The sequence below is a fragment of the Amycolatopsis nigrescens CSC17Ta-90 genome, from assembly GCF_000384315.1.
Lineage (GTDB): Bacteria > Actinomycetota > Actinomycetes > Mycobacteriales > Pseudonocardiaceae > Amycolatopsis > Amycolatopsis nigrescens.
In genome coordinates this window covers 8,178,426-8,197,965 of the sequence record NZ_ARVW01000001.1, presented here as the reverse complement: position 1 = coordinate 8,197,965, position 19,540 = coordinate 8,178,426, and the positions used below count along the sequence as shown (strand labels likewise).

The window sequence follows — 19,540 nt, the reverse complement described above, 5'->3', positions numbered from 1 at the left end:
GGTCACTGCAATGCTTTTGTGGCCCTTGATCACGGGTCCTGGGCGTTGGCGAAGCACCAGCCGGAGCTCTCCTTGGAGAAGGAGAGCTTCACCGCGTACTCCTTGCCCTGGTAGTTGATCTTGGCGAGCCCTTCCGCGCTGTCCCCGGTCTCGGTCACCGGGGCGTTCAGGGTCAGGCTGCCGCCCTCCCCGGTCTTCAGCCGGATCGTGGACGTGGCGCAGGTCAGCGACTTCAGCTGGGTGTCGTCCGCCGCACCGTAAGCAGCGGCGAGCGCTTCCGCGGCCTCTTGGGCGGTCGGCTTGCCCGCGACGCCGGGTGCCTGGGTACCGCCGGGCGCCGAGCTGCTCGCGGACGGCTGCTTGCTGCCGCTGGACTTCTTGCTGCTCGGCGCGCTCGCCGAAGGCTGGCTGCTTGGCGCTGGTGGCGCCGCGGCGGGGGTGTCCTCGTCCTTGTTGGCGAGCACGATGATCAGCGCGGTGACACCGCCGACCACCAGCACCGCCAGGATGGACAGCCCGACGATCAGGCCGGTCTTCTTCTTGGGCGGTTCGCCGCCGGGCCCGCCGGGGTAGCCCGCGTAGCCGCCGTAGGGGTCCGGCTGCTGCTGTCCGTAGGGATCGGGCTGACCGTACTGGCCGAACTGCTGAGGGCCACCGGGCTGCCCCTGCTGCGGCATCGGGCCGCTCTGCGGGTAGGCACCGCCGGGCGGCTGTCCGTAGGGTGCGGGCTGACCGTACGGGCCAGGCTGGCCGTAGGGACCGGGCTGCCCGGGCTGACCAGGCTGACCCTGGGGCGGCCCCTGCTGGCCGTAGGGGTCCGGCTGGCCGTACGGGCCGGGTTGCTGCGGTGGGTAGGTCATCTGTCGCCTTTACTCGTCGATCTCTTGCGTGTCAGCGGCCCTGGTCAGCCGGTTCGCGGTGGGACCACCGACGTGGCCCCGGAGTTCCGGCCTCGGTGACCTCGCCCTACGTCTTGACGCGGATTATTCAGCAGCGGGTGCCGTGATCGCAGGTCCGGTACCGGAACGGGGTGTCGCCCCCGTGCCGTCGGTGTCCTTCGGCCAGTCACCACCCGCCTTCTTCCTGGCTCGTCGAGCCCCTGGTCGATGGACTCGCCGGAGGTCGCCGCGGTTCCACGGAAAGTAGCGCTGTTCGGCCCGGCCCGCATGATCTTGGGCCAGACGCGCGACGTGCGGATACTTTGCCCGATATGCGCATTAGGTCCGCCTGTCGCCACCGAGATCAACTGACGGTAGTTGCCGGGCGCGTTCTCCGTGCACCGTGTTGGACTCTTGCGCGGCGGACTCGGGCGTGCTTTCGTCGCGACGCGCCGATCCTGTGATGCGGATAGGCCTTTTCATGTCGGTGATCGCCGGTACCGTGGAATGAAAAGCACTCCGAGGAGGTGCCGACATGCAATACGACCTTCCCGGAGGTCGGCCAGAGGACGCCGACCCATCAGATACGAGTGGAGCTGGAACGACGCCGGATGACCAGGCACGGCAGGTGCGATTCCTTGAGGAGGAAGTCGCGCTCCTGCGAAGGAAACTGACCGACTCACCACGCCAGAACCGAGTGCTGGAACAGCGCCTCGCCGAGGCCTCGGAGCGGGTGAGTCAGCTCACTGAGCGAAACAGTAAGCTAGTTGAGACCTTGCGCGAGGCTCGTGGCCAGTTACTAGCTCTGCGTGAGGAGGTGGACCGGCTAGCCCAGCCGCCGAGCGGCTACGGCGTGTTCGTGGGCTCCTACGAGGACGGCACGGTCGACGTCTACACCGCAGGCAGGAAGATGCGGGTTTCGGTCTCGCCGGCGGTGGAGCTCGAGTCTCTGCAGCGCGGCCAGGCGTTGCGCCTCAACGAAGCGCTGACCGTGGTGGAAGGCGGCGACTTCGAGCGCACCGGCGAGGTGTGCGCACTGCGTGAGGTGCTGCTGCCGGAGAGCGAGGGCGGCAGCGCCAGGGCGCTTGTGGTCGGGCACGCGGACGAAGAGCGGGTGGTCTGGCTTTCCGAGCCGCTCGCCGGCCAGACGCTCAAGCCCGGTGACTCGTTGCTGGTGGACTCGAAGGCGGGCTACGCCTACGAGCGGGTGCCGAAGGCCGAGGTCGAGGACCTCGTGCTGGAGGAGGTGCCGGACGTCCGGTACGAGGACATCGGTGGGCTCGGCAGGCAGATCGAGCAGATCCGCGACGCGGTGGAGCTGCCCTTCCTGCACTCCGACCTGTACTTGGAGTACCAGCTGCGGCCGCCGAAGGGCGTGCTGCTGTACGGCCCGCCCGGCTGCGGGAAGACGCTCATCGCCAAGGCGGTGGCGAACTCCCTTGCCAAGAAGGTCGCGCTGGCCCGCGGGGACGACGGCAACGCCAACGAGGCGAAGTCCTACTTCCTCAACATCAAGGGCCCGGAGCTGCTGAACAAGTTCGTCGGTGAGACCGAGCGGCACATCCGCCTGATCTTCCAGCGGGCTCGGGAGAAGGCTTCGGAAGGCACTCCGGTCATCGTGTTCTTCGACGAGATGGACTCGATCTTCCGCACCAGGGGCAGCGGGGTGTCCTCCGACGTGGAGACCACCATCGTTCCGCAGCTGCTGTCCGAGATCGACGGTGTCGAAGGGCTGGAGAACGTCATCGTGATCGGCGCCTCCAACCGCGAGGACATGATCGACCCGGCCATCCTGCGTCCCGGCAGGCTGGACGTGAAGATCAAGATCGAGCGGCCGGACGCCGAGGGCGCCAAGGACATCTTCTCGAAGTACCTGCTGGACGGGCTGCCGATCCACGCCGACGACCTCGCCGAGTTCGGCGGGGACACCAAGGCCACGATCGACGCGATGATCCAGCACACCGTGGAGCGGATGTACGAGGAGAGCGACGACAACCGGTTCCTGGAGGTGACCTACGCCAACGGGGACAAGGAGGTGCTCTACTTCCGCGACTTCAACTCGGGCGCGATGATCCAGAACATCGTGGACCGGTCGAAGAAGGCGGCGATCAAGTCGGTGCTGGAGACCAAGCAGCCCGGCCTGCGCGTGCAGCACCTGCTGGACGCGATCGTCGACGAGTTCGCGGAGAACGAGGACCTGCCGAACACCACCAACCCGGACGACTGGGCCAGGATCTCCGGCAAGAAGGGCGAGCGGATCGTCTACATCCGCACGCTCGTCACCGGGAAGAACCAGGATTCCGGGCGGGCGATCGACACCGCGACCAACACCGGTCAGTACTTGTAACGACGAGCGCGAAGCGGGGCGGGGCCGTGCCAGTTCACGGCTCCGCCCCGCTTCGCGCCGGTGTCCGGGCGGCCGGCCGGAGCCTGCCGTGTGCGACCAGAATGCCGGCGATGACCAGCAGCGCGCCCGCCGGCTGGTGCCAGCTGAGCGGCTCGCCGAGCAGCAGCACCCCGAGCAGCACGCCGACCACCGGGGTCAGGTAGGTGACCGCGGCTGCGTTGGCGGCGCCCCAAGCGGCCACGATGTTGTTGTTCCACACGTAGGCGAGGCCGGTGCTCAGCACGCCGAGCGCGACCATGCTCCAGACCACCGGGCCGGTCAGGTGCACGGGCGCACCGGCCAGCGTTGGCGTCAGTGCGACCAGTACGGCGGCGCCGATCAGCACCTGGACGAACGCGTGGGCCGGCGCGTCGAACCCGTGCGGAGACACGAAACGGCGTAGATAGCCGAAGGCGACGCCGTAGCTCGTGGTCGCGCCGAGGCAGGCCAGCTGCGCGGTCAGGTCACCGCCGGCCCCGAGCCCGCGCCAGACGCCGACGATGGTCAGCACGCCCGCGAAGCCCAGCAGCAGTCCGAGGACTTTCGCGCGGGTGAGCCGTTCCCCGCGCAGCGCCACCGCACCGGCGATCATGGTGAGCAGGGGAGTGGTGGCGTTGAAGATGCTGGCCAGCCCAGAGGAGATGTGCTGTTCGGCCCAGGCGAACAGCAGGAACGGCACGACGCAGAGCAGCAACGCGACGACCGCGAGATGGCCCCAGATCACCCGGCCGCGCGGCAGCGGGCGACGGCGGACGACCACCACCACGGCGAGGGTGAGCGCGCCGAGCACCATGCGCGCCCAGACCACCTGCGCGGGGGAGAGGCCGGTCAGGCCGACCTTGATGAACAGGAAGCTGGAGCCCCAGGCGAGCGAGAGCAGGGCGAACTGGGCGGGAATGCCGAAGCCGGCCGCCTTGATGATCAGCACGAGCGCCAGTGAACAGGCAGGAATGCCGGGACGCTGGCGGTTTTCCGCCCTCGCGCTGGCGCATTGACGTACCGCGGTGCTGCCGTTAACGTATAGCGACAGTAAAGGTTCTTTACAAACTACGGAAGCTCCCTTCCGCCGCCGCCAGCGAGTCGAACCGCGTCAGCCAGGATGCGGTTCTCTTCCCTGCACAAGGAGACGCTGATGAAGTGGCATGGATTCGGCCGGATGACGGGGATTCTGGCTTCGGCCATAGCGCTGACCGCCGGCGTGGTGCCGGCCGCGGCGGCCCCGGTGGCGGTCACCCCTGTCGAGGCGAACGGCAAGGTCGCGGTCTGCGGGGTCAAGCTTTGCAACAGCGCCGGCAAGCCGATTCAGCTGCGCGGGATGAGCACGCACGGCCTCCAGTGGTACAGCCAGTGCGTCACCGGCGGGTCGCTGGACGCGCTGGCCGGTGACTGGAATGCCGACGTGGTAAGGCTTTCCATGTACATCCAGGAGGGCGGCTACGAGACCGACCCGGCGCGGTTCACCGCGATGGTGGACAAGTACATCGAGGACGCGACCGCGCGCGGCATGTACGCCATTGTGGACTGGCACATGCTCGACCCCGGCGACCCCAACTACAACCTGGGGCGGGCGAAGACCTTCTTCACCGAGATCGCGAAGAAGCACAAGGACAAGACCAATGTGCTCTACGAGATCGCGAACGAGCCCAGCGGGGTGAGCTGGTCGAAGGTGCAGAGCTATGCCGAGCAGATCATCCCGGTGATCCGTGCCCAGGACCCGGATTCTGTGGTGCTGGTCGGCACCCGAGCCTGGTCTTCGCTTGGCGTGTCGGAGGGCGCCGACGAAAAGGAGATCGTGAACAACCCCGTGCGGGCGGAGAACATCATGTACACCTTCCACTTCTACGCCGCGTCGCACGGCAGCGAGTACCTGGACACCCTTTCCCGGGCTGCGGACAAGCTGCCGATGTTCGTCACCGAGTTCGGCACGCAGACCAGTTCCGGCGACGGCGGCAACAATTTCTCCCGCTCGCAGCAGTACCTCGACCTGATGGCGGACAAGCAGATCAGCTGGAGCAATTGGAACTTCTCGGACGACGACCGGTCCGGGGCGGTGTTCAAGCCGGGCAGCTGCGAGGCGGGCTCCTGGACCGGCACCGCGCCGCTGAAGGAGGCCGGCATCTGGATCCGCGATCGGGTGCGGAGTGCGGACTCGTGGTGAGTCGGTCACCACGAGTTGTGTATAACGTCCTATACTGCACGGCGTGAGTGAACTCGAAGAGGAGAGTCGGCCGCGGGCGCCCATCACCGCGGCCGACGTGCTCGCCTGGCTGGAAGAAACGTCGCTTTCGGTTCGCGCCGGCCAGCTGAGCGCGGATGAGCTGATCGGTCTGCTGGGGGAGTTGCGCGAGGCGTCGACGGCCTGTGCGAACGCGTCGGATTGGACGTTGCTGGCGGCCAGGGAGCAGGGGGCTAGCCTGCGTCAGATCGCCCCGGTGTTCGGCAAGGGATACGTCCGGGCGCCCGCGGCAAGGCTGGAAAAGCTGCACCGACAGGCGCTGAACTCCGAGCAATGGCTGGAAATCCTGCGTCGCAAGGACGAGCGACGCTAAGAGTGTATAACGACCTATACGGCACGGCGTTGTTGCTGACGCTCCCTTTTGGACACTAACGACGCACGTGCAGCTCTCACAAACCGCACTGACATCCCAGAAGCTTCGCTGCGGCGCGGTACCGTGCGGAGCATGGCGCGTACGCGGATCGGGCTCGGCTTGGCAGCACTGGGCAGGCCGGCCTACATCAACCTGGGCAGGGCCGAGCAGTTACCGGCGGGCCGTGCGGTGGCGGCGATGCGCCAGGCCACGCACGCGGTGCTGGACGATGCCTACCGGGCAGGTGTGCGCTGGGTCGACGTAGCGAGGTCCTACGGGTACGCGGAGGAGTTCCTGGCCGCCTGGTTGGCCGATCGCGGACATCGCGACCTGACGGTCTCCAGCAAGTGGGGGTACTCCTACGTCGGCGACTGGCGGCTGGACGCGGAGGTGCACGAGGTCAAGGAGCACTCGCTGGCCAGGTTCGAGCAGCAGTGGGCGGAAAGCAGCGAACTGCTCGGCCCGAAGATCAACTTCTACCAGGTGCACTCGCTGACCCTGGACAGCCCGCTGTTCGGCGACGAGCGGCTGATCGAGGCACTGGCCGCACTCGGCGACCGCGGGGTGCGCGTGGGTTTCTCCACTTCCGGGCCAGCGCAACGGGACGTGGTGCGGCGCGCCTTCGAGCTGAGCTCCGGTGGCAGGCCGGTGTTCACCGCGGTCCAGTCCACTTGGAACCTGCTGGAGCCCTCGGTGGGACCGGCGCTGGCGGAGGCCCACGACGCGGGCGCACATGTCCTGGTCAAGGAAACACTGGCGAACGGGCGGCTGGCGGTAGAGCCGCCGCCGGTGGTCGCCGAGCTGGCGGCCCGACTCCGGACCGGGCCGGACGCGGTGGCGGTGGCCGCGGTACTCGACCAGCCGTGGGCGGACACCGTCCTGGTCGGACCGGCCAGTGCGGACCAGTTGGACCGGAACCTGGCCGCGGACGAGCTGGTTTTCGGCGAGGAGGATCGGAAAGCGCTGGCCGGGCTCGCGGAACCGGCATCTTCCTACTGGGCACGGCGATCCTCGCTACGCTGGCAGTGACGGCCTGCGTTAGGGTCGGCCCCTGCTCGGCCGCCGTGCCGGGTGTGGCACGCGAGCGGACACCGGAGGGGATGAGACGGTGCGTCATGGGCGGGTATGGGTCGGGGGCTTGGCCGCGGTCGCACTGGCCGGTCTGACCGGTTGCGCTGATCGGCCAAACGATCTGGACACCTACTACGACGATCCGACCACGTCGGCACCGGCCGGCGTCGCGGTTTCGTCCAGCCAGCCACCGCCGTCACCGGCTCCCACTCCGGCCGAGGTCAGGCTCGCACAGCAACTGTCGAGCGCGGTACTGATCAACGCCGACGTCGCCGGCGAAGGCGTGCACCCGGCTCCGCCGCAGACCGGCCCGACCGGCTGCCTGGCCACCATGCCGAAGGCCGACGATCCGGCGCTGCGGCGGTCCGCGCACTGGGAGTACCCCAGCGGATCGGCGCTCGGCCAGGCCGTGATCGGGTACCCGGAGGAGTCCGCGAGCGGGCAGCTGGACAAGATCAGGTGTACCGGCGGCAAGCCGATGAACCTGCCACCCGCACCCGGGGTCGACGCTCAGGCCGCGTCCTGCGTGCCCGGTGCGCCGGCCACCTGCACGGTGCTGCTGGCGAAAGGCCCGCTTCTTTCCGCTGTACAGGTGACAGCTAGCACCGAAAGCCGGGCCATGGACGCCGCGAAGCGGCTGGCTCCGATCGCCGCCGCCAAACTGAGCTAGCGGCGCGCAGCGCCTCCTTGGGGGGCGGTGGTCGGGCGACGGGTGGGCTAACCGAACCGGCGGAACCATTCCAGGATGCCCAGCCTGCCATCCGGTATCAGTGGACTGTCCGGGTCGTCCGCCCAGCGGCGCAGCTCGGCCATCGGCATCCACGCCCCGGACACGATCTCTTCGGGCTGATGCACGATCGGGCCGTCCCAGCGCACCTCGAAGGCGAAGTTGTGGCAACGCACCGGCGGCTGGTCGAACACGTGGATGAACAGCGGCCGCAGGACGGCTCCCTCGATGCCCAGCTCTTCGGCAAGTTCCCTGGCGGCGCATTCGGCCGGGGTCTCCCCGGCGGCCACCACGCCGCCGGCCCAGCAGTCGTGGGCGCTGGGGTAGATGTCCTTGTCCGGCGACCGCAGATGCACGTAGGCGCGTTCGCCGTCACCCGATCGGACCAGCACCACCCCGGCCGCGTGCCACAGGCCCTCGGCCCTGACCTCGGCACGGGTGGCCTTGCCGACCACCGCGCCTGCCGCGTCGTAACGGGCGACGAGCTCGTCTCCGGCTGACATGAGGGCATCGTCGCATGCCCGGATGTCACGTTGGGTACCTAACGAAGTGAGCGACGCCGGGTAACCGCCCGGATGCCTTGAGACCTCGACACTCACGCCCCGTAGGGTGGGAGACATGCGGCGGATCATGGGAACCGAGGTCGAGTACGGCATCGCGGTGCCGGGCGACGCGACCGCGAACCCGGTGCTCACCTCGACACAGGTAGTACTGGCGTACGCGGCGGCGGCCGACATCCCGAGGGCGCGCCGGGCGCGCTGGGACTACGAAGTGGAGTCCCCGCTGCGCGACGCGCGCGGGTTCGACCTGGCCGGCCCCGGCGGGCCGGGACACGATCCGGACGTGGAGGACCTCGGCGCGGCGAACGTCATCCTGACCAACGGCGCGCGGCTGTACGTGGACCACGCGCACCCGGAGTACTCGGCGCCGGAGGTTACCAACGCGCGGGACGCGGTGATCTGGGACAAAGCGGGGGAGCGGGTGATGGAGGAGGCCGCGCTCAAGGCCGCCACCGTGCCCGGCCAGCCGGCCCTGCAGCTGTACAAGAACAATGTGGACGGCAAGGGCGCCAGCTACGGCACCCACGAGAACTATCTGATGGCCAGGTCCACCCCGTTCACCGCGGTGATCGCCGGGCTCACCCCGTTCTTCGTGTCCCGCCAGGTGATGACCGGCTCCGGGCGGGTCGGCCTCGGGCCGCAGGGCGAGGACGCCGGTTTCCAGCTGTCCCAGCGCTCGGACTACATCGAGGTCGAGGTCGGCCTGGAGACCACGCTCAAGCGCGGCATCATCAACACCCGCGACGAGCCGCACGCGGACGCGGACAAGTACCGCCGGCTGCACGTGATCATCGGTGACGCGAACCTCGCCGAGTACTCCACCTACCTCAAGCTCGGCAGTACCGCGCTGGTGCTCGACATGATCGAGGCCGGGATGCGGTTCGACGACCTGAAGCTGGACGAGCCGGTGCGCGCGGTGCACCAGATCAGCCACGACCCGACGCTGAAGGTCAAGGTGGCGCTGGCGAACGGGCGCAAGTACACCGGCCTTGACCTTCAGTTCGCCTACCACGAGCTGGCCGCGGAGCACCTGGAGCGGGTCGGCGCGGACGAGTCCTCCAAGGAGGTGCTGCGGGTCTGGGGCGAGATCCTGGATGCGCTGGCGCGTGACCCCGCGGAGTGCGCGGACCGGCTGGACTGGCCGGCGAAACTGCGGCTGCTCGAGGGCTACCGGGCCAGGGACCAGCTCGGCTGGGCGGCCCCGCGGCTGCACCTGGTGGACCTGCAGTACTCGGACGTGCGGCTGGATAAGGGCCTGTACAACCGGCTGGTGACCAGGGGCTCGATGAAGCGGCTGGTCACCGAGGACGAGGTGCGCGCGGCGATCACCACCCCGCCGTCGGACACCAGGGCCTACTTCCGCGGCCGCACGCTGGAGAAGTACGCGGCGTCGATCGCGGCCGCGTCCTGGGACTCGGTGATCTTCGATGTGGGCCGGGAGTCCCTGGTCCGGATCCCCACCTTGGAGCCGCTGCGGGGTACCAAGGCGCATGTGGGCAAGTTGCTGGACGACTCGGCGACGGCTGAGGAACTGGTAGAGGCGTTGACCGGTTCGGACTAGCGCCACGTCGTGTGGTGGCACCGATTGTCGGATCGGCTGGGTAGGCTAGGGATCAACGGCCACACCGGGAGGCGATGATGGCTCAGGAAAAGATCGAGAAGCATGGCGGCGGCGACTCCGAGGACGAGTTCGAGGAAGGCGGCGCCGCCGGTCAGGAACGCCGCGAGAAGCTCGGCGAGGACGTGGATACGATCTTGGACGAGATCGACGACGTGCTCGAAGAGAACGCGGAGGACTTCGTCCGTGCCTACGTGCAGAAGGGCGGCCAGTAGCGGCGCGGCCGCTTGCACCCTGGTTCAGTCCGTCGGAGCTTGATGGGGAACACGAACACGTATGGAAAACACCACGGGCCGGCTGGGTCCCGCGCTGCCCGCCGCCTACCTGGCGGCTGGGACGTCCTCATTCTCGGAGTTCGTTCGTGCGCAGGCACCGGAACTGCTCCCTTCACGCCGTGATCCCGCCGCACCGCAGGCGGGGTCGCGAGCGGTGCCGGAAGTGCCGCACGGCACCACGATCGTCGCGATGACCTTCAACGGCGGTGTGCTCCTCGCGGGCGACCGCCGGGGCACCGCCGGGAACATGATCGCGATCCGCGACATGGTGAAGGTGTACGTCACCGACGAATACTCGGCGGTGGGCATCGCCGGCAGTGTCGGGCCGGCGCTGGAGATGGTGCGTCTCTACGCCGTCGAGCTGGCGCACTACGAGAAGCTCGAGGGCGTTTCGCTCTCCCTGGACGGTAAGACGAACAAGCTTTCCGCCATGGTGAAGGGCAATCTGGACGCGGCGATGGCAGGGCTCGCCGCGTTGCCGCTGTTCGTCGGGTACGACGTGCACGCCGCGGACCCGCGCGAGGCGGGCCGGATCGTGTCCTTCGACGTGGTCGGGGGGCGGTTCGAGGAGAAGGACTACCACTCCATCGGCTCCGGTTCGCTGTTCGCCAAGTCCGCGCTGAAGAAGCTGTACGACCCCGATGCGGACGCGGACGGGGCGATTCGCTGCGCGGTGGAGGCCCTGTACGACGCGGCCGACGACGACACCGCCACCGGTGGTCCCGATCTGGTCCGGCGGATCTTCCCCACCGTGGTGACCATCACCGCGGAGCACGGGGCGCAGGAGCTGCCCGACGAGCGGGCGGCTGAGGTCGCCGAAGCCGTCGTGCGCGACCGCTCCGAGCAGGCGCATCGGCGAGGTTGATCTCGTGCGCCCCCGTTCCTACCCTGTGACTTCTTTGACCGTGCGATCGACGAACCGAGCGGAGCCAATCCTGTGACGATGCCGCTGTATGCCTCTCCCGAACAGTTGATGCGGGAGCGTTCCGAGCTCGCCCGCAAGGGCATCGCGCGGGGTCGCAGCGTGGTCGCGCTGAAGTACCGCGGCGGGGTGCTGTTCGTGGCCGAGAACCCGTCCACCACGCTGCACAAGGTCTCCGAGATCTATGACCGGATCGGCTTCGCCGCGGTCGGCAGGTACAGCGAGTTCGAGACGCTCCGGGTCGCCGGTATCCGGCACGCGGACATGAAGGGCTACCAGTACGACCGCCGGGATGTCAGCGCCCGCGCGCTGGCCAACGCGTACGCGTCGACGCTGGGCAGCATCTTCACCGAGCAGCTCAAGCCGTACGAGGTGGAGATCTGCGTCGCCGAGGTCGGTACCAGCGCGGAAGAGGACCAGCTGTACCGGCTGACCTATGACGGGTCGATCGGGGACGAGCCGCGGTTCGTGGTGATGGGTGGCCAGGCGGACACCATCAACACCAAGCTCAAGGAGACCTACGAAGCCGATCTCGAGCTGGGCGCGGGGGTGGCGATCGCGGTGGGTGCGCTGCGCGCGACCTCGACCGGTGGCGCGGCGAACGGCAGCAACGGCGGCGAGCCGATCAAGCTCGAGGTCGCGGTGCTGGAGCGGGACCGGCCTCGCCGGGCGTTCCGGCGGATCACCGGTGCGGCACTGGAGGCTTTGCTGCCCGCTCCCGAGCCCGCGGCCGAAGACGACAAGAAGGACGACAAGGGCGACGAGTCCAAGGACTGACTCCCGCGGTCAGGCGATGCTGGATCTGGTCAGGTCCAGCACGCCGTCGAGGACGCGTTGCCTGGTCATTCCCCGGTTGTGCACGAGGTACTCGATGATGTCCGCGCGCAGGCCGGTGAGCAGCGCGTGCGCGAGGTATTCGGCGTCCCGGCCGGGGGCGGCCGCCGCCACGCATGCGGTCAGGTGGTCGATCCAGATCCGGCTGACGTCGTTGGTGTAGTAGGCGTCCGGGCGCAGGTTCTCCAGTGCCCTGATCAGTGGCCGGTTCTGCCAGACGAAGTCGAAGAGCGCCTCGACGAAGCTTTCCAGGCGTTCGGCCGGGGTGCCGCCGGGTCCCAGCGGCGGCGGTCCGGTCCGTATCGCGTCGCGTAGCTCGGTGCCGCGGGGTTCGAGCAGTGCCTGCACCAGTCCGGTGCGGTCGGTGAACCGGCGGAACAGGGTGGCCTTGCCGACGCCGGCGGCCGTGGCGATGTCGTTCATGGACACGTGGTGCACGCCGTGCCGGCTGAAGAGCTCGTCGGCGGCGGCCAGGATCGCGCGGCGGTTGCGCGCGGCGTCCGCGCGTTCGGATGGTGACACGGAACCCCTCTCGACTAAGTGGACCATCGGTTCGTATAGTACCTCGAGTCAACCGGACTTCCGGTCCGAATAGCTTGGGGAGATTGTCGTGGACGACCAGCGTGCGATGAACGCGAAGATGATCGAGCAGATCCGGCAGGACCCGGTGCTGCCTGCCGAGGAAGGGCGGCCCGCGGTCCGCGTGGCTTCGGTGCCGGGCCGGCGCAGCGGGCTGCCCCGGCCGTTCCCGGTGGCGGTCACCCGCTTCGACGGGCTGCTGCACCTGTGTTCGCACAGCCGCCGGGCGGACTGGGTGCGGAACCTGCTCGCGGCCGGGCGGTGCGTGCTGGAGCGGGACGGCGAGTACCGGGTGGAGCTACTCGGTGACGACGAAGCCGCGGTCGTGGTTGCCAGATACCTGCCGGTGGCCGGTTTCGAGCCGGCGGACCTGGCGTTCACGATCGGCGCCGCCGCCGCGGAGATCCGCCCGCACGTGACCAGGTTCGCCGTCTTCCGTCTGCACCCCGACGCGCGGTCTCGTCAGGCGTCGAGCTGGTCGCGGTTGCGGTAGATGGTGAGGGCGCTGGGGCGGGAGCGGAAGCGGAAGGTGTTGCCGAGCGGGCCGACTTCGCCGTCGGTGGCCACCCGCCGGTTTCCGTCCAGCAGCCGCACCTCGAGCTCGGCGGTGTCGTACTGCCGGTAGACGTGGCTGGTCTCCAGTGTGTTGGTGAGCATCGCCAGCACGAACCTGGCCCTGGAGTACGGCAGGTCCGCGCGGAGGTACCGCACGTCGAGCATGCCGGTGTCCATGGCCGGGCGCCGCGACGGGCCGAACCCCTTGGAGGCGTAGGCGCCGTTGCCGAGGAAGATCAGCCAGACCGAGGCGCGATGCCCGTTGAGCATCACCTCGAGCGGGCGCGCCCGGCGCAGCGAGCGGGCCAGCGCGATCGCCATCGCTGGCCATTTGGGCAGCCGCTGCTGCAGCTTCTCGCGCAGCCGCACCATCTCCGGATAGCCGCCGAGGCTGGCCGTGTTCACGAACCAGCGGCGCACGGTGTCCGCTCCCTCGCCGATCTCGACCTCGCCGAGGTCGATGCCGACGGCGCTGCCGTTCTCGGTGGCCTCGTCGGCGTCCGCCATGGACCGGACGCCGACGTCGCGGGCGAAGTGGTTCAGGGTGCCGGCCGGGATTAGCGCCAGCGGCAGGCCCTGCTCGGCGGCCACCGAAGCCACCGCGGCGACCGTGCCGTCGCCGCCGGCCACCCCGAGCGCCCGGACCGACCCGCTCCGGGCCTTGATCTCCTGCTCCAGCTGGGTGCGGATGTCCATGCTGGGATCCGGGTAGATCAGGGTCGCCTTCGGCCAGGCGTAGCGCACGTCCTCGGTCGGGTCCGCGCTCTCCACGCCCGAGCCGGGGTTGACCAGCGCGAGCATGTCCTCGCCGTCGCGCATCACCGGCGCCTCGGCCTCGTGCCGGGTGTAGGCGGGCACGTCCGGATGCAGCGGCCACCAGTGCTGGGTGAGCGCGGCCGCGCCGACGCCGATCGCCACACCGGCGCCCACGTCGCTCGGCCAGTGCACGCCGGTGTGCACCCGCGAGTAGGCGACCGCGGCGGCCAGCGGGGCCACCGCGAGGCCGACCAGCGGGGACTCCATGGCCACCGCCGTGACGAAGGCGGCGGCGGAGGCCGAATGCCCGGACGGGAAGGACGAGGAGGTGGGGCGCTTGGACAACCTCCGGTGCTCGGGCACCTCCTCGGCGGCCGGCCGGCGGCGCGGGAACAGCGGCTTGCCGACCAGGTTCGAGCTGGTACTGGCGCCGGCGATGGCCGCGACCCCGCGCAGCGCGCCACGCCGGGTCGGCCCCTTCTTGCTCGCCAGCAGCGCGGCCACCACCCACCAGAGCCTGCCCTTGTTGGCCGACCTGCTCAGCGTCATCAGCACCTGGTCGGCGCGGGTACGCGGCAGCGCCGCACTGCGCCGGACCAGCGTGCGGTCGGTCTGCCCGACCTGGTGCAGGGGGCGGGTGAGCCGGGAAATCACAGTGGTTACTCCAAACGCGCGATTGAGAGCACCTGGTGGATCGTCACCAGGGGCGTCTTCGCAGGCGGATCACTGGCAGCAACGTAGCTCACCGCGTGTCGATCCCCGAACGGCGCATCATGCACGGGGGTGTAGCGCCTAGTCTTGAGTAATGCAGCGGCGGATCTTTGGCATCGAGACCGAGTTCGGGGTCACGTGCACGTTTCATGGTCAGCGGAGGCTTTCTCCGGACGAGGTTGCCAGGTACTTGTTTCGGCGCGTGGTGTCCTGGGGACGCTCGTCCAACGTGTTCCTGAGCAACGGGTCACGGCTCTACCTGGACGTGGGCTCGCACCCGGAGTACGCGACGGCGGAATGTGACGACCTCACCCAGCTGGTCACGCATGACAAGGCGGGTGAGCGGATCCTGGAGGATCTGCTGGTCGACGCCGAGCGCAGGCTGGCCGACGAGGGCATCGGCGGGGACATCTTCCTGTTCAAGAACAACACCGACTCGGCGGGCAACTCCTACGGCTGCCACGAGAACTACCTGGTCACCAGGGCGGGTGAGTTCTCCAGGATCGCGGATGTGCTGCTGCCCTTCCTGGTCACCCGGCAGCTGATCTGCGGGGCGGGCAAGGTGCTGCAGACTCCGCGTGGCGCGGTGTACTGCCTTTCCCAGCGGGCGGAACACATCTGGGAGGGTGTGTCGAGCGCCACAACCCGCTCGCGGCCGATCATCAACACCAGGGACGAGCCGCATGCGGACGCCGAGCGGTACCGGCGGCTGCACGTGATCGTCGGCGACTCGAACATGGCCGAGCCGACCACCCTGCTCAAGGTGGGTGCGGCGAACCTGGTCCTGGAGATGATCGAGCAGGGCGTGCAGTTCCGGGACTTCACCCTGGACAACCCGATCCGGGCGATCCGGGAGATCAGCCACGACCTGACCGGCCGCCGTCAGGTGCGGCTGGCCGGCGGCCGGGAGGCGTCGGCGCTGGAAATCCAGCGCGAGTACTACGCCCGCGCCGTGCAGCACGTGAAGACGAACGAGTCGGGGCCGACCGCGCAGCGGGTGCTGGAGCTGTGGGGCCGCGCGCTGGACGCGGTGGAGCAGCAGGACTTCAGCAAGATCGACACCGAGATCGACTGGGCGATCAAGCACCGGCTGGTGGAGCGCTACCGCAGCAAGCACAACCTGGACCTGTCCAGCCCGCGGATCGCGCAGCTGGACCTCGCCTATCACGACATCCGGCGCGGCCGGGGCATCTTCGACCTGCTGCAGCGCAAGGGCCTGGTCCGCCGGGTGACCGACGACGGCGAGATCGAGCTGGCGAAGGACACCCCGCCGCAGACCACCAGGGCCAAGCTGCGCGGTGACTTCATCGCCGCCGCGCAGGCCGCCGGGCGGGACTTCACCGTGGACTGGGTGCACCTCAAGCTGAACGACCAGGCGCAGCGCACCGTGCTGTGCAAGGACCCGTTCCGGTCGGTGGACGAACGGGTGGAGCGCCTGATCGGCTCTCTGTAACCGCCTGTTCGCGCTGGTGCGAAAGAAGCCGACGCGCGTGCACCGGTCACGATCGGGTTCGCCGGTCCGAGTTACTGTGGACTCGTGTCCACCGCCCGCGCCGAACGCTTGGTCAACCTGGTGCTCGCGCTGCTGTCCACCCGGCAGTATCTGACCGCCGAGCGGATTCGCGGCATCGTGCCCGGGTATGCCGACGCGGTCAGCGACGAGGCGTTCTTCCGGATGTTCGAGCGGGACAAGACCGAGCTGCGCGAGCTGGGCATTCCGCTGGAGACGGGCCGAAACTCGAGTTTCGACTCGGTGGAGGGCTACCGGATCGCCCGTCGCGACTACGAGCTCGGCGAGATCGAGCTGGCGCCGGACGAGGCGACCGCGGTCGGACTGGCCGTCCGGCTGTGGGACTCGCCGGAGCTGACCGGGCAGGCGCAGGGCGCGCTGGTGAAGCTGCGCGCGGCCGGGGTCGAGGTGGAGAACGGCGCGCCGACCGTGGTCGAGTCCAGGGTGCGGGCCGAGTCCGCGTTCTCCCCGTTGCTGGCCGCGGTGCAGAACCGGCAGGCGGTCAGCTTCCAGTACCGCCGGTCGGGCTCGCCGGACCGGCTGATGCGCACCCTCGAGCCGTGGGGCGTGGTGTCCTGGAAGGCGCGCTGGTACGTGATCGGCCACGACCGGGACCGGCAGGCGCCGCGCTGCTTCCGGCTGTCCAGGGTCAGCGGTGACGTGCGCACGGTCGGCAAGCCGGGCGAGGTGCGCCGTCCGGAGGACGTGAACCTGCTGGAGTTCGTGGCCGTGACCGGAGACCAGGACCCGACGCCGGTGGCGACCGCGACGGTGTGGATCGCCGACCGGCGGGCGGCCGGGGTCCGGCGGCACGCGAAGCTGGTCGGCAGGCTTGCCGTGGACGGGGTGGACGGCGACCTGGCCGAGATCGAGCTGTTCGCGCCGGAGAGCGCGGCGGACTGGATCGCCGGGCACGGCCCCGACGTGCTGGTGCTCGAACCCGACGTGCTGGCGAAGTCGGTGCGCGATCGGCTGGAGGCCATCGTGCACCACGGAGGCAGGCCGTGAGCGGTTCCTCCGAGCGGATGCCGAGGCTGCTCGCTCTGGTGCCGTACCTGCTGGCCAGGCCGGGGATCGAGATCGACGAGGCGGCACGGGACTTCGACGTCTCCCCGCGGCAGCTGCGCAAGGACCTCGAGCTGCTGTGGATGTGCGGCCTGCCCGGCTACGGTCCCGGTGACCTGATCGACCTGTCCTTCGAGGGCGACACCGTCACGGTCACCTACGACGCAGGGATGAGCAGGCCGCTGCGGCTTACCGGCGGTGAGGCGACGGCGTTGCTGGTCGCCCTGCGCGCGCTGGCCGAGACACCGGGCGTGGTGGACGCGGACGCCGTGCACCGCACGATCGCGAAGATCGAAACCGCCGCCGGCCAGGCGCAGCCTTCCGGCGTGGTGGTCGGAAAGGCGGTTCGTGAAGCGGCGAGCACCGCCAGGACGAGGCAGGCCGTGCAGGACGCGATGAAGGCGCGGCGTGCGCTCCGGATCCGCTACTACACCGCGTCGAAGGATCAGATCACCGAGCGGACCGTGGACCCGATGCGGCTGCTGATCGTGCAGGCCGTCGGCTATCTGGAGGCTTGGTGCCGCCGGGCGGAGGGGGTCCGGCTGTTCCGCCTGGATCGGATCGACGACCTGCGGGTGCTGGACGAGCCGGCGGTGCCGCCGGCGCACGCGGAGCCGACCGATATCTCGGACGGGGTGTTCTCTGCGCGGCCCGAGCAGCCGGTGGCCGAACTGGTCCTGGATCCGGACGCGAGGTGGGTGGCCGAGTATTACCCCTCGGAGGAGCTGGCCGAGCTGGACGGTGGGAGGCTGCGGGTGCGGATGCGCTACGGCGACGAGTCCTGGATGGTCCGGCTGGTGCTCAGCCTTGGCGGTGAGGTCCAGGTGGAGCGTCCGGCCGAGCTGGCGGAGGCTGTTCGTCGGCGCGCGTCCGACGCCTTGGCCCGGGGACTTCACGTTCCGTCAACATGGAAGCAGTAAGGTGTCCGACGTGTCCTATTTGCCGAGCATCGCGCTCGCCGTTCTGGGGATTCTTCTACTCGGAGTGTTGCTCACCCGCATCTTTCGGCTCTTGCGCCGGTTCCGCCACACCATGAGCATGGTTGCTACGGACACCCAGGACAAGGCCGGACTGCTGCGGGCCCGCTCGGCCGCAATACGCGTGGCGATCCAGCAGCGCCGCGACGCGTCAGCAACGTAAGATCTGTACAGACGAAGATGGGAGGCCACCGATGCTGAACGGGCTGCAGCCGTGGCACTTGATTATTCTGGTCCTTGTTGTGGTGCTGCTGTTCGGTGCGAAGCGGCTGCCGGACGCGGCGAGGTCCATCGGCAAGTCCATGAAGATCTTCAAGGCCGAGACCAAGGACATGAAGGGCGAGGCCGCCGAAGACAAGGACAAGCCTGCTGAAGACGCCGAGACAAAGGCGTTGCCGGCCTCCACTCCGCAGGCCGCAGGCACCGACCAGCAGGTCGCTGACCTCCAGCGCCAGCTGGACGAGCTGAAGAAGCAGCAGGCCGCGGATCCGGCGCAGAAGAACGCCAGCTGACGGGAACGGATCCTTCAGTGGTGGATCCAGGAACCTCGTCCCCGCGCCGAGGTAAGCGGCGCAAGCGCAGCCGTCGGCACAACCCCGACGGCACGATGACCCTCATCGAGCACATTTACGAGTTCCGCAGGCGGCTCGCCTTCGCGATCATGTTCGTGCTCGCCGGCGGAATTCTGGGCTTCATCTGGTTCGGCACGAACGTGGGGCCGATCCCTTCGCTCGGCCACATCATGACCGGCCCGTACTGCGCCCTGCCGCCGACGTCCAGGGCGGTCTTTCCCGGCCAGGAGTGCACGCTGCTGCAGACCGAGCCGTTCGAGGTCTTCCTGATCCGGCTGAAGGTCGGTATCGCGGCGGGCATGGTGCTGGTCGGGCCGGGCTGGCTGTACCAGATCTGGGCGTTCATCGCGCCGGGCCTGTACGCCAAGGAACGCAAGTACGCGATGACCTTCGTCGGTTTCGCGACCGTGCTCTTCGGCGCCGGCGCTGTGCTGGCGTACCTGCTGGTGCCGAACGCCCTGCAGTTCCTGGTCGGCTTCGGCGCGGACAACTTCACCACGGCGCTGTCCGGTAGCAAGTACATCTCGTTCATCCTGGCGTTGCTGCTGATCTTCGGGGTCAGCTTCGAGCTGCCGCTGCTGGTGGTGATGCTGAACCGGGTCGGGGCGGTGAAGTACCAGCAGCTCAAGAAGTGGCGCCGCGGCCTGATCATGGGGCTGTTCGTCTTCGCGGCCTTCGCCACGCCCGGTAACGACCCGTTCTCCATGCTGGCGCTGGCCGGTGCGTTGTGCGTGTTGAACGAGTTCGCCATTCAGCTCGCCAGGCTGCACGACCGGAAGAAGGACCGGCTGCGCAAGGAGGAGGGCTGGGACCAGCTCGCCGACGACGAGGCGGCGCCCTTCGACTACACGCCCAGCACGGTCGAAGACAGCACGGACACCGACACCGCCGACACCACGGCACCCGCGGCCACCAAGCCCGGCGGCAAGCCGAGCACCGACGACGTGACCTGATCC

General features: G+C 68.9%; 21 protein-coding genes. 16 read left to right on the top strand and 5 right to left on the bottom strand.

The genetic code is table 11. The features are described 5' to 3' along the window. Nucleotides 1-29: 29 nt before the first annotated feature. Nucleotides 30-860: a hypothetical protein gene (locus AMYNI_RS46470; protein WP_040406237.1), complete on the bottom strand. Its 831-nt coding sequence runs from the start codon at nucleotides 858-860 to the stop codon at nucleotides 30-32. Between the two features lie 553 nt (nucleotides 861-1,413). Between AMYNI_RS46470 and arc the strand changes: the two genes are divergently transcribed. Beyond that, nucleotides 1,414-3,225 carry a proteasome ATPase gene (arc, locus tag AMYNI_RS0138795; protein ID WP_026361471.1) on the top strand — a complete coding sequence of 604 codons (1,812 nt, stop codon included), beginning with the start codon at nucleotides 1,414-1,416 and terminating at the stop codon, nucleotides 3,223-3,225. Between the two features lie 34 nt (nucleotides 3,226-3,259). Here the strand turns inward: arc and AMYNI_RS0138790 are convergent, their stop codons facing one another. Continuing rightward, a complete protein-coding gene (locus AMYNI_RS0138790) occupies nucleotides 3,260-4,183 on the bottom strand; it encodes a DMT family transporter (protein WP_026361470.1) in 924 nt (307 codons plus the stop codon). A gap of 213 nt (nucleotides 4,184-4,396) precedes the next feature. Between AMYNI_RS0138790 and AMYNI_RS0138785 the strand changes: the two genes are divergently transcribed. The 4 genes from AMYNI_RS0138785 to AMYNI_RS0138770 all read left to right on the top strand — a co-directional run bounded on the left by AMYNI_RS0138785 (nucleotide 4,397) and on the right by AMYNI_RS0138770 (nucleotide 7,593). Then, entirely contained in the window at nucleotides 4,397-5,422 is a 1,026-nt protein-coding gene (locus AMYNI_RS0138785) for a glycoside hydrolase family 5 protein (RefSeq protein WP_026361469.1), read from the top strand. Nucleotides 5,423-5,465: 43 nt separating this feature from the next. Next, complete coding sequence (locus AMYNI_RS0138780; protein ID WP_020673516.1) at nucleotides 5,466-5,813, top strand: hypothetical protein; 348 nt, start codon at nucleotides 5,466-5,468, stop codon at nucleotides 5,811-5,813. Nucleotides 5,814-5,945: 132 nt separating this feature from the next. Next, the gene (locus AMYNI_RS0138775; protein ID WP_020673515.1) at nucleotides 5,946-6,881 is read left to right on the top strand and encodes an aldo/keto reductase; all 936 of its coding nucleotides are present in this window, start codon (nucleotides 5,946-5,948) and stop codon (nucleotides 6,879-6,881) included. A gap of 109 nt (nucleotides 6,882-6,990) precedes the next feature. Beyond that, complete coding sequence (locus tag AMYNI_RS0138770; protein ID WP_020673514.1) at nucleotides 6,991-7,593, top strand: hypothetical protein; 603 nt, start codon at nucleotides 6,991-6,993, stop codon at nucleotides 7,591-7,593. Nucleotides 7,594-7,640: 47 nt separating this feature from the next. Here the strand turns inward: AMYNI_RS0138770 and AMYNI_RS0138765 are convergent, their stop codons facing one another. Beyond that, nucleotides 7,641-8,153 carry an NUDIX domain-containing protein gene (locus tag AMYNI_RS0138765; RefSeq protein WP_020673513.1) on the bottom strand — a complete coding sequence of 171 codons (513 nt, stop codon included), beginning with the start codon at nucleotides 8,151-8,153 and terminating at the stop codon, nucleotides 7,641-7,643. 115 nt (nucleotides 8,154-8,268) lie between these two features. Here AMYNI_RS0138765 and dop point away from each other — a divergent pair, with 115 nt between their 5' ends. From dop to prcA, 4 genes are all read left to right on the top strand, one after another. Continuing rightward, entirely contained in the window at nucleotides 8,269-9,771 is a 1,503-nt protein-coding gene (dop, locus tag AMYNI_RS0138760; RefSeq protein WP_020673512.1) for a depupylase/deamidase Dop, read from the top strand. Between the two features lie 77 nt (nucleotides 9,772-9,848). Continuing rightward, nucleotides 9,849-10,043 (top strand): ubiquitin-like protein Pup, encoded by a 195-nt coding sequence (locus tag AMYNI_RS0138755; protein ID WP_026361467.1) that lies wholly within the window; start codon nucleotides 9,849-9,851, stop codon nucleotides 10,041-10,043. Between the two features lie 61 nt (nucleotides 10,044-10,104). Beyond that, nucleotides 10,105-10,968 carry a proteasome subunit beta gene (prcB, locus tag AMYNI_RS0138750; RefSeq protein ID WP_020673510.1) on the top strand — a complete coding sequence of 288 codons (864 nt, stop codon included), beginning with the start codon at nucleotides 10,105-10,107 and terminating at the stop codon, nucleotides 10,966-10,968. 72 nt (nucleotides 10,969-11,040) lie between these two features. Beyond that, nucleotides 11,041-11,802 (top strand): proteasome subunit alpha, encoded by a 762-nt coding sequence (prcA, locus tag AMYNI_RS0138745; protein ID WP_026361466.1) that lies wholly within the window; start codon nucleotides 11,041-11,043, stop codon nucleotides 11,800-11,802. 9 nt (nucleotides 11,803-11,811) lie between these two features. Here the strand turns inward: prcA and AMYNI_RS0138740 are convergent, their stop codons facing one another. Next, on the bottom strand, nucleotides 11,812-12,381 hold the full coding sequence (locus AMYNI_RS0138740; RefSeq protein ID WP_020673508.1) for a TetR/AcrR family transcriptional regulator: 570 nt from the start codon (nucleotides 12,379-12,381) through the stop codon (nucleotides 11,812-11,814). A gap of 88 nt (nucleotides 12,382-12,469) precedes the next feature. Here AMYNI_RS0138740 and AMYNI_RS46465 point away from each other — a divergent pair, with 88 nt between their 5' ends. Further along, nucleotides 12,470-12,931 carry a PNPOx family protein gene (locus AMYNI_RS46465; protein ID WP_020673507.1) on the top strand — a complete coding sequence of 154 codons (462 nt, stop codon included), beginning with the start codon at nucleotides 12,470-12,472 and terminating at the stop codon, nucleotides 12,929-12,931. Here the strand turns inward: AMYNI_RS46465 and AMYNI_RS0138730 are convergent. Beyond that, complete coding sequence (locus AMYNI_RS0138730) at nucleotides 12,901-14,403, bottom strand: bifunctional phosphatase PAP2/diacylglycerol kinase family protein (protein ID WP_020673506.1); 1,503 nt, start codon at nucleotides 14,401-14,403, stop codon at nucleotides 12,901-12,903. The genes AMYNI_RS46465 and AMYNI_RS0138730 overlap by 31 nt on opposite strands. A gap of 151 nt (nucleotides 14,404-14,554) precedes the next feature. Between AMYNI_RS0138730 and pafA the strand changes: the two genes are divergently transcribed. The 6 genes from pafA to tatC all read left to right on the top strand — a co-directional run bounded on the left by pafA (nucleotide 14,555) and on the right by tatC (nucleotide 19,537). Beyond that, nucleotides 14,555-15,913: a Pup--protein ligase gene (gene pafA, locus AMYNI_RS0138725; protein WP_026361465.1), complete on the top strand. Its 1,359-nt coding sequence runs from the start codon at nucleotides 14,555-14,557 to the stop codon at nucleotides 15,911-15,913. Between the two features lie 84 nt (nucleotides 15,914-15,997). Then, nucleotides 15,998-16,978, top strand: coding sequence for a helix-turn-helix transcriptional regulator (locus tag AMYNI_RS0138720; protein ID WP_020673504.1), 981 nt, complete (start codon nucleotides 15,998-16,000; stop codon nucleotides 16,976-16,978). Continuing rightward, nucleotides 16,975-17,955, top strand: coding sequence for a helix-turn-helix transcriptional regulator (locus AMYNI_RS0138715; protein ID WP_020673503.1), 981 nt, complete (start codon nucleotides 16,975-16,977; stop codon nucleotides 17,953-17,955). The genes AMYNI_RS0138720 and AMYNI_RS0138715 overlap by 4 nt, the downstream gene beginning before the upstream one ends. 10 nt (nucleotides 17,956-17,965) lie before the next feature. Then, nucleotides 17,966-18,175: a bacteriophage holin gene (locus AMYNI_RS0138710; protein WP_026361464.1), complete on the top strand. Its 210-nt coding sequence runs from the start codon at nucleotides 17,966-17,968 to the stop codon at nucleotides 18,173-18,175. 31 nt (nucleotides 18,176-18,206) lie between these two features. Next, nucleotides 18,207-18,524 (top strand): Sec-independent protein translocase subunit TatA, encoded by a 318-nt coding sequence (gene tatA / locus AMYNI_RS0138705; protein WP_020673501.1) that lies wholly within the window; start codon nucleotides 18,207-18,209, stop codon nucleotides 18,522-18,524. Between the two features lie 17 nt (nucleotides 18,525-18,541). Beyond that, nucleotides 18,542-19,537, top strand: a complete 996-nt coding sequence (tatC, locus tag AMYNI_RS0138700) for a twin-arginine translocase subunit TatC (RefSeq protein WP_051116407.1) — start codon at nucleotides 18,542-18,544, stop codon at nucleotides 19,535-19,537. Nucleotides 19,538-19,540: the final 3 nt, after the last annotated feature.